The sequence below is a fragment of the Pseudonocardia wallangbongensis genome, from assembly GCF_054486945.1.
In genome coordinates this window covers 98252-111988 of sequence record NZ_JBRERS010000008.1, presented here as the reverse complement: position 1 = coordinate 111988, position 13737 = coordinate 98252, and the positions used below count along the sequence as shown (strand labels likewise).

Annotated in this window: 12 protein-coding genes; 10 read left to right on the top strand and 2 right to left on the bottom strand. The window is 76.1% G+C overall.

Annotated elements, in window-relative coordinates; all coding sequences use genetic code 11:
* Nucleotides 1-40: 40 nt before the first annotated feature.
* The 3 genes from ACU436_RS26965 to cobO all read left to right on the top strand — a co-directional run bounded on the left by ACU436_RS26965 (nt 41) and on the right by cobO (nt 4283).
* Entirely contained in the window at nt 41-1597 is a 1557-nt protein-coding gene (locus tag ACU436_RS26965) for a cobyric acid synthase (RefSeq protein ID WP_459029755.1), read from the top strand.
* 73 nt (nt 1598-1670) lie between these two features.
* The gene (locus tag ACU436_RS26960; protein WP_459029754.1) at nt 1671-3659 is read left to right on the top strand and encodes a putative cobaltochelatase; all 1989 of its coding nucleotides are present in this window, start codon (nt 1671-1673) and stop codon (nt 3657-3659) included.
* 9 nt (nt 3660-3668) lie between these two features.
* Complete coding sequence (cobO, locus tag ACU436_RS26955; protein WP_459029753.1) at nt 3669-4283, top strand: cob(I)yrinic acid a,c-diamide adenosyltransferase; 615 nt, start codon at nt 3669-3671, stop codon at nt 4281-4283.
* A gap of 3 nt (nt 4284-4286) precedes the next feature.
* On the opposite strand, the gene ACU436_RS26950 is transcribed toward cobO, so the two are convergent.
* A complete protein-coding gene (locus tag ACU436_RS26950; RefSeq protein ID WP_459029752.1) occupies nt 4287-4562 on the bottom strand; it encodes a GNAT family N-acetyltransferase in 276 nt (91 codons plus the stop codon).
* 62 nt (nt 4563-4624) lie between these two features.
* Between ACU436_RS26950 and ACU436_RS26945 the strand changes: the two genes are divergently transcribed.
* Genes ACU436_RS26945 through ACU436_RS26935 form a run of 3 tightly spaced genes read left to right on the top strand, consistent with a single transcriptional unit; the run spans nt 4625 to nt 8016 of the window.
* The gene (locus tag ACU436_RS26945; RefSeq protein WP_459029751.1) at nt 4625-5596 is read left to right on the top strand and encodes an aldo/keto reductase; all 972 of its coding nucleotides are present in this window, start codon (nt 4625-4627) and stop codon (nt 5594-5596) included.
* Nucleotides 5593-6957, top strand: a complete 1365-nt coding sequence (locus ACU436_RS26940) for a cobyrinate a,c-diamide synthase (protein WP_459029750.1) — start codon at nt 5593-5595, stop codon at nt 6955-6957. Before ACU436_RS26945 ends, ACU436_RS26940 begins: the two co-directional genes overlap by 4 nt.
* Nucleotides 6958-6981: 24 nt before the next feature.
* Nucleotides 6982-8016 carry a patatin-like phospholipase family protein gene (locus tag ACU436_RS26935; protein ID WP_459029749.1) on the top strand — a complete coding sequence of 345 codons (1035 nt, stop codon included), beginning with the start codon at nt 6982-6984 and terminating at the stop codon, nt 8014-8016.
* A 17-nt stretch (nt 8017-8033) separates the two neighbouring features.
* On the opposite strand, the gene ACU436_RS26930 is transcribed toward ACU436_RS26935, so the two are convergent.
* Nucleotides 8034-9284 (bottom strand): FAD-dependent monooxygenase, encoded by a 1251-nt coding sequence (locus ACU436_RS26930; protein WP_459029748.1) that lies wholly within the window; start codon nt 9282-9284, stop codon nt 8034-8036.
* Nucleotides 9285-9368: 84 nt separating this feature from the next.
* On the opposite strand from ACU436_RS26930, the gene ACU436_RS26925 reads away from it, so the two are divergent.
* The 4 genes from ACU436_RS26925 (at nt 9369) to cobJ (ending at nt 13714) form a co-directional block, all read left to right on the top strand.
* Nucleotides 9369-9905: a TetR/AcrR family transcriptional regulator gene (locus tag ACU436_RS26925; protein ID WP_459029747.1), complete on the top strand. Its 537-nt coding sequence runs from the start codon at nt 9369-9371 to the stop codon at nt 9903-9905.
* Nucleotides 9906-9972: 67 nt separating this feature from the next.
* Nucleotides 9973-10797: a precorrin-4 C(11)-methyltransferase gene (gene cobM, locus ACU436_RS26920; protein WP_459029746.1), complete on the top strand. Its 825-nt coding sequence runs from the start codon at nt 9973-9975 to the stop codon at nt 10795-10797.
* 20 nt (nt 10798-10817) lie between these two features.
* The gene (cbiE, locus tag ACU436_RS26915; protein WP_459029745.1) at nt 10818-11993 is read left to right on the top strand and encodes a precorrin-6y C5,15-methyltransferase (decarboxylating) subunit CbiE; all 1176 of its coding nucleotides are present in this window, start codon (nt 10818-10820) and stop codon (nt 11991-11993) included.
* On the top strand, nt 11990-13714 hold the full coding sequence (gene cobJ, locus ACU436_RS26910) for a precorrin-3B C(17)-methyltransferase (protein ID WP_459029744.1): 1725 nt from the start codon (nt 11990-11992) through the stop codon (nt 13712-13714). Before cbiE ends, cobJ begins: the two co-directional genes overlap by 4 nt.
* Nucleotides 13715-13737: the final 23 nt, after the last annotated feature.

The window sequence follows — 13737 nt, the reverse complement described above, 5'->3', positions numbered from 1 at the left end:
ACGTCTCGCCGGCACCCTCAGCGAGAGCCTGGATCCGCCGATGCGCGCAACGGGATCCCGGCGGGGGACACTGGCGGGCGTGCACGGAGCTCTGCTGGTGGCGGGTACGACGTCCGACGCGGGCAAGAGCGCCCTGGTCACCGGGATCTGCCGGCTGCTCGCGCGCCGGGGTGTCGCGGTGGCGCCGTTCAAGGCGCAGAACATGTCGAACAACTCCGTCGTCACCCCGGACGGCGGCGAGATCGGCCGCGCGCAGGCGGTGCAGGCGCTCGCGTGCGGCCTCGCGCCGAGCGTCGCGTTCAACCCCGTGCTGCTCAAGCCGGGCAGCGACCGCAGCTCGCAGGTCGTCGTGCGCGGGCGGGTGGACGGCACCGTGAGCGCGCGGTCCTACCAGGAGCGCAAGGCGGCGCTGCTCGACGTCGTCGTCGCGAGCCTGGCCGACCTGCGCGGCCGCTACGACGTCGTGGTCTGCGAGGGGGCCGGCTCGCCCGCGGAGATCAACCTGCGGGCGCACGACATCGCGAACATGGGCCTCGCGCAGGCCGCCGACCTGCCGGTCGTGGTCGTCGGCGACATCGACCGCGGCGGCGTGCTCGCCCACCTCTTCGGCACGCTCGCCGTGCTCGGCCCGGCCGACCAGGCGCGCATCGCCGGGTTCGTCGTGAACAAGTTCCGCGGCGACCCGGCGCTGCTCGCGCCCGGCCTCGACCAGCTCGCCGCGCTCACCGGCCGGCCCACCCTCGGGGTACTGCCGTGGGAGGAGCGGCTCTGGCTGGACGCGGAGGACTCGCTCTCCGCGGTGGCCGACGGCGTGCTCGGCCGGCCCGCGCCGCCGCAGGGGTCGCAGTGGCTGCGGGTGGCGGTGGTCCGCCTGCCGCGCATCTCCAACTCGACCGACGCCGAGGCCCTCGCGGCCGAGCCGGGCGTCGCCGTCCGGTACGTCACCGAGCCGTCCCGCCTGACCGACACCGACCTCGTCGTCCTGCCCGGATCGAAGGCCACGGTCAGCGACCTGGCCTGGCTGCGCCGCACCGGTCTCGCCGACGCCGTGCTCGACCACGCCCGGGCCGGCCGTCCGGTGCTCGGCATCTGCGGCGGGTACCAGATGCTCGGGAGGCGGATCGTCGACCCGCGCCGGGTGGAGGGCGGCGACGCGGAGGGGCTCGGCCTGCTGGACCTGGAGGTCGCGTTCGACGCCGACAAGCACCTGGGCAACCCCACCGGCACCGCCTGGGGCGAGGCGGTCGGCGGCTACGAGATCCACCACGGGCGGGTCGTGTCCAGCGGTGACCCGCAGCTGGTCGACGGCGAGGGATCGGATGCCGGCGCGGTGCTCGGGACCCACTGGCACGGCCTCCTGGAGAACGACGGGTTCCGCCGCGCGCTGCTGCGCCGGGTCGCCGGCCACGCCGGCCGGACCGGCTTCGTCCCGGCCCCGGACACGTCCTTCGCGGCACAGCGCACGGCGCAGCTCGACGTGCTCGCGGACCTCGTCGAGACCCACCTCGATACCTGCGCACTTGAACATGTCATCAATCACGGTGTGCCCGCGGGCCTCCCGGTCGTGACCACCGGTCTGGCAGGCTCGGCAACGTGAGCGGAGCTTGCGGAGCGAACCGAAGTCACGGCGCCTGCGCGAAGCGCCGCCCGAGCGACAGCGAGGGCGTGCGTTGAGCGGTACGCAGTTCCCCTTCTCCGCCCTCGTCGGCCACGACGACCTCCGGCTCGCGCTCCTGCTCAACGCCGTGCACCCGGGCGTCGGCGGGGTGCTGGTGCGCGGGGAGAAGGGCACCGCGAAGTCGACGGCCGTGCGGGCGCTCGCCGCGCTCCTGCCCGAGCTCGACGTGGTGCCCGGCTGCCGCTTCGGCTGCGCGCCCGGTGGGCCCGACCCGGCCTGCCCGGACGGCCCGCACACCGCCGTCGCCGCCACCGAGACCCGCCCGGCGCGGCTCGTCGAGCTGCCGGTCGGCGCCACCGAGGACCGGCTGGTCGGCTCCCTCGACCTGGAGCGCGCGCTCTCCGAGGGTGTGCGCGCCTACCAGCCCGGCCTGCTCGCCGACGCCCACCGCGGCGTGCTGTACGTCGACGAGGTCAACCTGCTGCACGACCACCTGGTGGACCTGCTGCTCGACGCCGCCGCCATGGGCCGCGCCCACGTCGAGCGCGACGGGGTGTCGGTCTCGCACGCCGCGCTGTTCCTGCTGGTAGGCACCATGAACCCGGAGGAGGGCGAGCTACGGCCCCAGCTGCTCGACCGGTTCGGGCTCACCGTCGACGTGCGGGCGGCTCGCGACGTCGAGACGCGCGTGGAGGTCGTGCGCCGCCGGCTCGCGTTCGACGCGGACCCCGCCGGTTTCGCCGCCGCGTGGCAGGACGAGGAGACGGCCACGGCCCGGCGGATCGCCGAGGCCCGGGAACGGGTCGGCACCGTCGCGCTCCCGGACGCGGAGCTACGCCGCATCGCCGCCGTCTGCGCGGCCTTCGACGTCGACGGCATGCGCGCCGACCTCGTGATCGCCCGCGCCGCCGTCGCCCATGCGGCCTGGCGCGGCGCCGACGCCGTCACCGAGGAGGACGTGCGCGTCGGCGCCCGGCTCGCGCTCCCGCACCGGCGCCGCCGCGACCCGTTCGACGAGCCCGGCATGGATGGGCAGGCCCTCGACGACGCGCTGCGCGACGCGGCCGATCAGGAGGAACCCCCGGACGGCCCGGACGACGGCGGGCCCGGCGGTGGGGGTGCCCCGGAACCCGGGGAGACCCCGGCCTCCGGCTCGGACTCCGACGCCGGGGCCACCCCACGACCGGCGGGGGACGGCGGGCCCCAGGCCGCGCCCCCGGCATCCGCGCCCTTCCGGGCGCGGCTCCTGCAGGTGCCGGGGATCGGCGAGGGCGCCCCCGGCCGCCGGTCGCGGGCCCGCACCGACACCGGGCGGGTGGTTCGCCCTTCCGGCGTGGCGCCGCGCCGCGCCGCCGACCTGCACCTGCCCGCCACGATCGCCGCGGCCGCCCCGCACCAGCGGCGCCGCGGCCGCACCGGCGCCGGGCTGCGGCTGCACGCGGCCGACCTGCGCAGCGCCGAGCGCGAGGGCCGGGAGGGCAACCTCGTCCTCTTCGCCGTGGACGCCTCCGGCTCGATGGCCGCCCGGCATCGGATGGCGGCCGTGAGTGGTGCGGTGCTCTCGCTGCTGCGCGACGCCTACCAGCGCCGGGACAAGGTCGGGCTGGTCGCGTTCCGGGCCGGCGGCGCCGAGCTGGTCCTGCCGCCCACGTCCAGCGTGCCCACCGCCCAGACCCGGCTGGCCCAGCTGCGCACCGGCGGCCGCACCCCGCTGGCCGGTGGGCTGCTGCGGGCGCGGGCGGTGCTGCGCGTCGAGCGGCTGCGGGACCCGCGGCGCCGCGCGCTGCTCGTGCTGCTCACCGACGGCCGTGCCACCGTCGCGGCCCGCCCGGGTGGCGACCCGGTGGCCGACGCCTGCCGCGCCGCGGGCCTGCTCGCCGCCGACGGGGTGGCGACGATCGTGGTCGACTGCGAGAGCGGCCCCGTCCGCCTGGGCCTGGCCGCCCGGATGGCCGCGGCGGCGGGCGGCGTGACGCTGGGGCTCGCGGAGCTGTCGGCCGACCAGGTCGCGGGCGTGGTCCGCGCCGCCCGAGCCGCGTAGGAGGGCAACATGCCGCAGGGGCAGGTCACGGCCGTTCCGGCCGACGGGCTCACCACCCGCCAGCGCCGCAACCGGCCGCTGGTCGTCGTGCACACCGGGGAGATGAAGGGCAAGTCGACGGCCGCGTTCGGGCTCGCGCTGCGGGGCTGGAACCAGGGCTGGTCGATCGGGGTGTTCCAGTTCGTGAAGTCGGCGAAGTGGAAGGTCGGCGAGGAGGCCGCGTTCCGAGCGCTCGGCCGCGTGCACGAGCAGACCGGCGAGGGCGGGCCCGTCGAGTGGCACAAGATGGGCGAGGGCTGGTCCTGGACGCGCAAGAAGGGGTCCGAGGACGACCACGCCGCCGCCGCGGCCGAGGGCTGGGCCGAGATCCGCCGCCGCCTCGAGACGCGGGCGCACGACCTGTACGTGCTCGACGAGTTCACCTACCCGATGAAGTGGGGCTGGGTGGACGTGCGCGAGGTCGTCGAGGTGCTCGCCGCCCGGCCGGGCCGCCAGCACGTCGTGATCACCGGCCGGGACGCCGCGCCCGAGCTGATCGAGGCCGCGGACCTCGTCATGCGGACCAGCAAGGTCAAGCACCCGATGGACGCCGGCCAGAAGGGCCAGCGCGGCATCGAGTGGTGAGGGTCAGGCCACCAGATCGCCGTACTCGTCGGGATGCCGCTCGACGTACCCCTTCACGAACGGGCACACCGCACGCACCTTGCGGCCGTGGGCGCGCACGTCGTCCAGCGCCCCGCGCACCAACGCGCTCCCCACGCCCTTGCCCTCGAAGTCGGGCATGACCTGGGTGTGGACGAACGTCACGATCCGATCGGAGGCGCGGTACTCGGCGAACCCGGCCAGCTCGCCGTCGATCCGGGCCTCGTAGCGGTGCTGCTCTGGTGCGTCGGTGACATCCACGCCGTCCGACGCTACTGCAGGTCCACGAGCGGGAGATCGTTCGGCAGGAGTAGACAGATCGCATGGAGTACACGCGACTCGGTTCGACCGGTCTGCAGGTCTCGCGGATCTGCCTCGGCATGATGAGCTACGGCTCGCCGAGCTGGCGGGAGTGGGTCCTCGACATCGACGCCTCCCGGCCGCTCGTGCGCAGCGCCGTGGACGCCGGGGTCACCTTCTTCGACACCGCCGACGTCTACTCGGTCGGCGTGAGCGAGGAGGTCACCGGCACGCTGCTGCGCGAGTTCTTCCCGCGCAGGGACGACTACGTGCTCGCCACCAAGGTGCACGGGGTGATGAGCGACCGGCCCAACGACCGCGGGCTGTCGCGAAAGCACATCATGGCGAGCATCGACGGGTCGCTGAAGCGGCTCGGCACCGACCACGTCGACCTCTACCAGATCCACCGGTGGGACCCGCACACCCCGATCGAGGAGACGATGGAGGCCCTGCACGACGTCGTGCGCGCCGGCAAGGCCCGCTACATCGGCGCCTCCAGCATGTACGCCTGGCAGTTCGCGAAGGCGCAGCACACGGCCGACCTGGCCGGCTGGACCCGCTTCGTCTCGATGCAGGACCACTACAACCTGATCTACCGCGAGGAGGAGCGGGAGATGCACCCGCTCTGCCTCGACCAGGGCGTCGGCGTGATCCCGTGGAGCCCGCTGGCCCGCGGGCGGCTCGCGCGGATGCCGGAGCAGCGCACCACCGTCCGCTCCGGCAGCGACCCGATCGGCGACCGGATGTACGGCGAGGCCGACGACGCGGTCGTGCAGGCGGTCGCCGACGTCGCCAAGGCCCGTGACCTGCCGCTCGCCCAGGTGGCGCTCGCGTGGATGCTGCACGGGGAGGCGGTCTCGGCGCCGATCGTCGGCGCCACGAAGCCCGGTCACGTCGAGGACGCGGTCGCCGCGGTCGACGTGGAGCTCACCGACGAGGAGATCGCCGCACTGGAGGCCCCCTACGTGCCGCACCCGGTGCTCGGGCACCAGTGACGGCGCGGGCGATCGCGGTCGCCGCGCCCTCCTCGGGCAGCGGCAAGACCACGGTCGCCACCGGGCTCGTCGCGGCCCTGCGCCGGCGGGGCACCGCGGTGGCGCCGTTCAAGGTGGGGCCGGACTACATCGACCCCGGCTACCACACGCTCGCCGCGGGCCGCCCCGGCCGCAACCTCGACCCGGTGCTCGTCGGCGCCGACCGGATCGCCCCGCTGGCCCGCCACGGGTCGGCCGGCGCGGACGTCGCCGTGGTCGAGGGCGTCATGGGCCTGTTCGACGGCCGCATACCCGACGGCGCCGGATCCACCGCCGAGGTGGCCGGGCTGCTCGGGGCGCCGGTGCTGCTGGTCGTCGACTGCCGGGGACAGTCGCGCAGCCTGGCCGCGTTGTTGCACGGCTTCCGCTCCTTCGACCCCACCCTCCGGATCGGTGGGGTCGTGCTGAACCGGGTGGGCAGCGCGCGGCACGAGGAGGTGTTGCGGGCCGCCGCCGACGAGGCCGGGCTGCCGGTGCTCGGCGCCCTGCCCCGCCGGGACGCCCTCGAGGTCCCGTCCCGCCACCTCGGGCTTGTCCCGGCGGCCGAGCACGGGGCCGCGGCCACCGCGGCCGTCGACGCCATGGCGGAGCTGGTGGCCGCCCACGTCGACGTGGACGCCGTGGTCGGGCTGGCGACCCCGCTGCCGGCCGGTCCGGTGTGGTCGCCGGCGGACGCGGTCGGGGCCGCGGCGGATCGGACCGAGCGGCCCGTGGTGGCCGTGCTGGGCGGCCCGGCGTTCACGTTCGGTTACGCCGAGCACGTCGAGCTGCTGGCCGCGGCGGGAGCGGAGCCGGTCACCGTCGACCCGCTGCACGACGCCGCCCTCCCGCCGGGCACGGGCGGGCTGGTGCTGCCGGGCGGCTTTCCGGAGGAGCACGTCGCCGGGCTGGCGGCCAACGCGTCGCTGCTCGCCGCCGTCCGGGAGCTGGCCGCGGCCGGGGCGCCGGTGCACGCCGAGTGCGGTGGGCTGCTGTACCTGTGCGAGACGCTCGACGGCACCCCGATGTGCGGCGTCCTGCCCGCCGCGGCGACCCGCGCCGAGCGGCTCACCCTGGGCTATCGCGACGCCGTCGCGCTCGCCGACTCGGTGCTGCACCCGGTCGGCGCCCGCGTCACCGGGCACGAGTTCCACCGCTGGTCGGTCGCCCCGCGGGCCGGGAGCCCCGCCGCCTGGGGCTGGCGTCGGGCGGAGCCGGAGGGGTTCGTCGCCGGCGGCGTGCACGCGTCGTTCCTGCACACGCACCCGGCAGGGGATCCGGCCGCGGTGGGGCGCTTCGTCCGGAGATGCGATCGCCCGGCGTCGCTTGCTACCGTTCAGTAACCGACGCTCAATGGGGAGGTCGCCGTGCAGAACACGCTCACTCCTCGCTCCCGCCGCCGCCACACCCCGCGGGTCGGCCTCGTGCTCGGCGCGGGTGGCCTGCTCGGGTCGGCCTGGACGGCGGGCGTGCTCTCCCTCCTCGCCGAACGCCTCGACCGGCCCCTCGGCGACCTCGACCTCGTCCTCGGCACCAGCGCGGGCGCCGTCCTCGGTGCGGCGTTGCGGTGCGGTATGGACCTACCGGAACTGCTCGCCCACCAGCGCGGCGCCGACCCGGCAACCACCCCCGACCGCGGACCCGACGAGCTGCCCGAGCTGCGCGCGATCGAGCGCGAGTCCGGTGACGGCCTTCCGCCGGTGCCGCTGCCCCGGATCGGCTCGCCGCGCCTGCTCGCCACCGCGGCCGTCGCGCCGTGCCGGGTGAACCCCGTGGTAGTCGCGTCCGGCCTGCTGCCGCTCGGGCGGGCGCGCATGACCTCCATCGCGGCGATGGTGGACGTCCTGCAGGCCCGCGGCGGTTCGCGAGTTGACGGGTGGGTGCCGGGGCGCCCCCTGTGGGTCGTGGCCGTCGACTACGACTCGGGGCGCCGTGCCGTGTTCGGGCGCGCGGGCGCCCCCGCGGCGTCCGTGGCCGACGCCGTGCTCGCCTCCTGCGCGATCCCGGGCTGGTTCGCGCCCCAGGTGATCGGCGGGCGGCGCTACGTCGACGGTGGCGTCGCCTCGGCCACCTCCCTCGCGCTGCTGGCGCGGCCGGACGCGCCCGTGCTGGACGAGGTGTACGTCCTCGCGCCGATGGCCGGCTACGCCTACGACCGCCCGACCGATCCGGTCGCGGTCGTCGAGCGCCAGGTCCGCCGGCTGCTCACCCGCTGGCTGGACGCCGAGGTGCGGGCGGTGCGCGCGCTGGGCACCCGGGTCACCGTGCTGACCCCCGGACCCGAGGACCTGCGCGCCATGGGCGGCAACCTGATGAACCCGCGCCGCCGCCTCCAGGTCCTCGAAACGGCCCTCGCGACGTCGCCCGGTGCGCTGGACGCCGGCCGCAGCACGGCTGCCTGATTGCAGGAAGGCCACTTTCACGCGTTGTCGTTGCGGGAAAGTGGCTTTGCTGCAACGGGGCCAGGCACCGGACGGGCGTAGTCGGGCAGCGGGAAGGAGCGCGCGGCCTCGTCGACCCGCCCCATGAACAACCGCTTCAGCGGGCCCAGGTGGGGGAGCGCGGCGAGGAAGCGATCGCGCATCCAGAGGGCCGCGCGCGTGCGCGGGATCAGGGTGGCGCCGCCGGACGTCGCGAGCTTCTGGTTGCGCTCGACGAACGGGCGCAGCGCCCGCTCGTACGCGGCGAAGGCGACGTCGTGGTCGCCCCCGGCCGCGGCGAGCTCACCGGCGAGCACGTACGCCCCGACCAGCGCGAGGCTGGTGCCCTGGCCGGACAGTAGCGCGGGCGCGTACGCCGCGTCACCGACCAGCGCGACCCGGCCCGCGCTCCAGGCCGGCATCCGGATCTGGCTCACGGTGTCGAAGAAGAAGTCGTCCGCGGTCCGCATCGCGGCGACGAGCCGCGGCACCTCCCACCCGCCGCCGGGGAACGCCGCGGCGACGACCTCCCGCTGCCCGGCCACGTCGCGGGGGTCGACGGTGAACCCCGGCGGCGTGGCGAATGCCAGCACCCCGACGAGCCCGGCCTGCCCGCGCACCGCGTAGCAGCCGGCCATCCGCCCGGGCGTGTTGTGCGCGAACACCTCGTGGTCGAGTCCCCGGCGGTCGTCCACGGAGAACCCGGCGAAGGCGAAGCCGAGGTCGTGCCGGAACCCGGTCTCGGGCCCGAACGCGAGCGCGCGGACACCCGAGTGCAGGCCGTCGGCCCCGATCACGAGGTCGACGGTGCGCGGCGGCGCGTTCCGGAACGTCACGCGCACGCCGTCCGCGCCCTGGTCGAGCGCGGTGATCGAGTCCTCGAACAGGTACTCGACGTCGTTCCGGGTGCTCTCGTGGAGCAGCTGGGCGAGGTCGCCGCGGGGCAGTTCGACGTCGCGGCCCTCGGGGCTTCCCGTGAAGTCCTCCGGCGTGATCCGGGCGATCACCCGGCCGCGGGCGTCGACGAACGTCGTGCCCTGCGTGTCGACGTGCGCCTCGCGCAGCGCGGGCAGCAGGCCCATGCGCTCGACGACCTCGGTCGCGGTGGCCCGGACGTCGATCGGGTAGCCGCCGCCCCGGACGGTCGGGGCGCGCTCGACGACGACGGGCCGGAAGCCGTGGTGGCGCAGCCAGAAGGCGAGGGCGGGCCCGGCGATGCTCGCGCCGGAGATCAGGACGGTGCGGGTCATGGGATCCTCCAAAGATGCCTACTTGCCGCACGGTAAGCACGAACTGACCGGGCGGCAAGTAAATATCCGGGTAGGCTTCCGGCCGTGCCGCGCCGCAACGCCGACACGCGGGAGGACATCCGCGCCGTCGCCATGGACCTGTTCGCCGAGAACGGGTTCGAGCAGACCAGCCTGCGCCAGATCGCCGAGCGGCTCGACATCACCAAGGCCGCGCTCTACTACCACTTCCCGTCCAAGGACGACCTGCTCGCCGAGCTCGCCCGGCCGATGGTCGAGGACCTCGAGGCCTACGTCGCGCACGCCCGCGGCGCCCGGCCGGACGACGCGCCCGACCTGCTGCGCCGCTACCTCGAGCTGTGCCACCGCAACCGCAAGCTGCTGCAGGGCGTGCTGCGCGAACCGGCGGTGCTCTCCCGGCTCGGGGTGCTCACCGCGGTGCTCTACCGCCGCCTCGAGGTGGACCGGGCGCTGGTCGGCAGCGACCGGCCCGCCGACCGGGTCCGCGCCGTCATCGCCTTCGGCGGGCTCCAGGACTGCGCGGTGCTGATGGGCGACGAGCCCCTCACGAGCTACGCCGACGCGGCGGTCGCGTCCGCGCTGCGGGCCTTGCAGCCGGCGTGAGTGCGCAACGTCGCACTCCGCCCGGCCGGATGGACTCCGCGCCGCCCCGCGGCACAGACTGACCGGCGTGGAGAGCGGGAGGGTGTCGTTCGTCGGGGCCGGGCCGGGTGCGGCCGACCTCATCACGCTGCGCGGGGCGCGGCGCATCGCGGAGGCCGACGTCGTGATCTGGGCGGCCAGCCTCGTCATGGCCGAGACCGTCACCGAGCACGCACGGCCCGACGCCGAGCTCGTCGACTCGTCGCAGATCGCGCACGAGGACGTCCTCGCGCTCTACCGGAGGGCCGCCGCCGAGGGCCTGAAGGTCGCGCGCGTGCACTCCGGCGACCCGTCGCTGTGGGGCGCGGTGCAGGAGCAGTACGACGCGGCCGAGGAGCTCGGGCTCGAGGTGGAGATCGTGCCCGGGGTGTCGGCGTTCGGGGCGGCCGCGGCCGTCGCGGGCCGGGAGCTGACCATCCCGGAGGTCGCGCAGTCGGTGGTGCTCACGCGGCTGGAGGGCGGCAAGACGCCGATGCCGCCCAAGGAGAAGCTGCGGGAGTTCGCCCGGCACGGCACCACGATGGCGATCTTCCTGTCCGCCGCGCGGTCCGGCCAGATGGTCACCGAGCTGCGCGCGGGCGGATACCCGGACGACACCCCGGTGGTCGTCGCCCACCGCACCAGCTGGCCCGACGAGCTGACCCTGCGCTGCCGCCTGGACGAGGTCGAGCAGGTCTGCAAGGAGCACAAGCTCTGGCGGCAGACGCTCTTCCTGGTCGGCGCGGCCCTGGACGCGGCGGGGACGCGCAGCCACCTGTACCACCCCGGGCACTTCCACACGTTCCGCAAGCCGGAGAGGGCGGCCCGCGAGGCCCTGCGCGCCGCGCGTGCCGCGGCCCGCCCGGGCCCGTGAGGCACGGGGCGCGCATCACCGTGATCGGGATCGACGGGGAGCCCCTCGCCGAACCCGCGCGACTCGCGCTCTCCCGCGCCGACGTCGTTCTCGGGGCGGCCCGGCACCTCGATGCCGTCCCCGTTCCGCCGTCGGCCTCGCGGGTCGTGCTCGGGCCCGTCGAGCCGGCGCTGGAGCGGTTGGCCGGGCGCTGCGCCGTCGTGCTCGCCAGCGGGGACCCGGGCTTCTTCGGCATCGTGCGGTTGCTGCGGGAGCGCGGGCACGAACCGGTGGTGCTGCCGGCGCGCTCCAGCCTGCAGTTGCTGTTCGCGCGCCTCGGCCGCCCGTGGGACGACGTCGCCGTCGTGAGCGCCCACGGGCGGGACCTGCGCCCCGCCGTCAACGTCTGCCGGGCGCGGCCCGCCGTCGCCGTGCTCACCGCACCGGCCGCCGGACCTGCGGAGATCGGCGCCGCGCTGGAGGGCTGGCCGCGCACGCTCGTCGTCGCCGAGGACCTCGGTGGGAAGGGGGAGCGGATCGTCACGCTGCCCGCCGCCGAGGCCACGGGCCACGCCTGGCACCCGCCCACGGTCGTGCTGAGCCTCCGCGACCCGGACGCCGTGCCGGCCCGCGGCTGGTACGCCGGCGGCGAGCCCGTCCCGCCCGCGGGCGGGTGGGCGCTGCCGGACGACGCGTTCGACCACCGGGCCGGCATGATCACGAAGGCCGAGGTCCGGGCGCTCGTGCTGGCCCGGCTCGCCCCGCGTCCCGGCGCGCTGGCGTGGGACGTCGGCGCGGGCTCCGGGTCCGTCGCCGTCGAGTGCGCCCGGCTCGGCGCGGCCGCGCTCGCGGTCGAGCGGCGGGCCGACGACGCCGCGCGCATCGCGTCCAACGCGGCCGCCCACGGCGTCGACGTCCGCGTCGTGGCGGGCGAGGCCCCGGCGGCGCTGGCCGGGCTGCCCCGGCCGGACGCGGTGTTCGTCGGCGGGGGCGGTCCCGAGGTGGTCGCCGCCGCGGCGGCGACCGGGCCGGAGCGGGTCGTCGTGGCGCTCGCCGCGCTGGACCGGATCGCACCCACCCGCGCGGCGCTGCGGGCCGCCGGCCTCACCGTGGACGGCGTGCAGCTCGCGGCGTCCCGGTTCGCGGACCTGCCTGGCGGCTCCGTCCGGCTCGCCGCCACCAACCCGATCACGATCCTCTGGGGAGTCCGCCGATGATCGCCCTGTTCGCCGTGACCGATGCCGGGCGGCGGGCCGCGGCCGAGCTCGGCCCCGCCCTCGGCGCCCGCCTGCACGCCCTCGACGAGCTGCCCGGGCTGTGGCCCCGGCTGGACGCCGCCGTGTTCTTCCTCGCCACCGGCGCCACCGTGCGGCTGGTCGCCCCGCTGCTCGGGGACAAGCGCACCGACCCCGGCGTGGTATGCGTCGACGAGGCCCGCCGCTTCGCCGTCGCGCTCACCGGAGGGCACGAGGGCGGGGCCAACGCCCTGACCGAACGGGTCGGGGCGCTTCTCGGCGCCCAGCCGGTGATCACGACCGCTTCGGACGCAACGGGGACCGCGGGGATCCACGACCTGGCGGCCGCGCTGGACGCGGTGGTGGTCGGTGACGCGGCCGCGGCGGGCCGAGCCCTCCTGAACGGCGAGGCGGTGGTGGAGAACCCGCTCAGGTTCCCGCTCCCCCCGCTCCCGCCACCCGCCCCCGAATCGCAGCATGGTGGCTTTGCTCCGGTTCAATCGGAGGAAAGCCACCATGCTGCGACAGCGCAGGGGCATCGCGTCGTCGTTTCCGATCGCGTTTGGAGTGGCGTCACCCGGCTCGTGCCTCGCACCCTCGTCATCGGCATCGGTTCCGCTCGGGGTGTGGCTGCCTCCGCCGTCACCGCCGCTCTTCGGCGCATCGAGACCTCTCACGGGTTCGACCTGCGGGCCGTGCTCGCGTACGCGAGCCTCGACCTCAAGGCGGACGAGGCCGGGATCCTCGCCGCGATCGCGCCCGCGCCGCTGCGGACGTACCCGGCGGAGGTGCTCGCCGGCGTCGCCGTGCCGAACCCGAGCGAGGTCGTACGGGCGGAGGTCGGCACGGCGAGCGTCGCCGAGGCCGCCGCTCTGCAAGCGGCCGCCGAGCTGGGCGGTGGGGCTCCGGTCGAGCTGGTGGTCGAGAAGATCAAGGGGGAGAACGTCACGGTCGCGGCGGCGCGGATCCGGCCCCGCGGCCGGCTGGCGATCGTCGGGCTCGGGCCGGGGGCGGCCGACCTGCGCGTGCCCCGCGCCGAGGCCGAGCTGCGCCGCGCCTCCGTGGTGGTGGGGCTGGACCAGTACGTCGAGCAGGTCCGCCACCTGCTCCGCCCGGGCACCGAGGTCCGCGCGAGCGGGCTCGGCGACGAGGAGGAGCGCGCCGCCGACGCCGTCGCGCTCGCCGCGAAGGGCCGCGCGGTCGCGCTGATCGGCTCCGGCGACGCGGGCGTGTACGCGATGGCGAGCCCCGCGCTGCAGGCGGCCGGGACCGACATCGAGGTCGTCGGGGTCCCCGGGGTGACGGCCGCGCTCGCTGCCGCCGCGCTGCTCGGCGCCCCGCTCGGGCACGACCACGTGCTGATCTCGCTCTCGGACCTGCACACCCCCTGGCCGGTGATCGAGCGCCGGGTCGCCGCCGCCGCCGGGGCCGACCTCGTGACCTGCTTCTACAACCCGCGCAGCCGGGACCGGCACTGGCAGCTCGGCGCCGCCCTCGACGCGCTGCGCGCCCATCGCCCCCCGGAGACGCCCGTCGGCGCCGTCCGGCAGGCGGGACGGCCGGGGCAGCGGGTCTGGACGGCCCCGCTGGCCGGGTTCGACCCGGCCGAGGTCGACATGCTCACGACCGTGGTCGTCGGGTCCTCGGCGACGCGGATGGTGGCGGGGCGGATGGTGACGCCCCGGGGTTATCGCTGGGGCTGAGTGGTATCAACGCGATACCATGC

Bases quoted from the DNA above. Each gene is read 5' to 3' on its own strand.
- cobO (WP_459029753.1), top strand. From the start codon at position 3,669: ATGCCGCAGGGGCAGGTCACGGCCGTTCCGGCCGACGGGCTCACCACC.
- ACU436_RS26930 (WP_459029748.1), bottom strand. From the start codon at position 9,284: ATGACCCGCACCGTCCTGATCTCCGGCGCGAGCATCGCCGGGCCCGCC.
- cobJ (WP_459029744.1), top strand. From the start codon at position 11,990: ATGATCGCCCTGTTCGCCGTGACCGATGCCGGGCGGCGGGCCGCGGCC.
- ACU436_RS26945 (WP_459029751.1), top strand. From the start codon at position 4,625: ATGGAGTACACGCGACTCGGTTCGACCGGTCTGCAGGTCTCGCGGATC.
- ACU436_RS26965 (WP_459029755.1), top strand. From the start codon at position 41: ATGCGCGCAACGGGATCCCGGCGGGGGACACTGGCGGGCGTGCACGGA.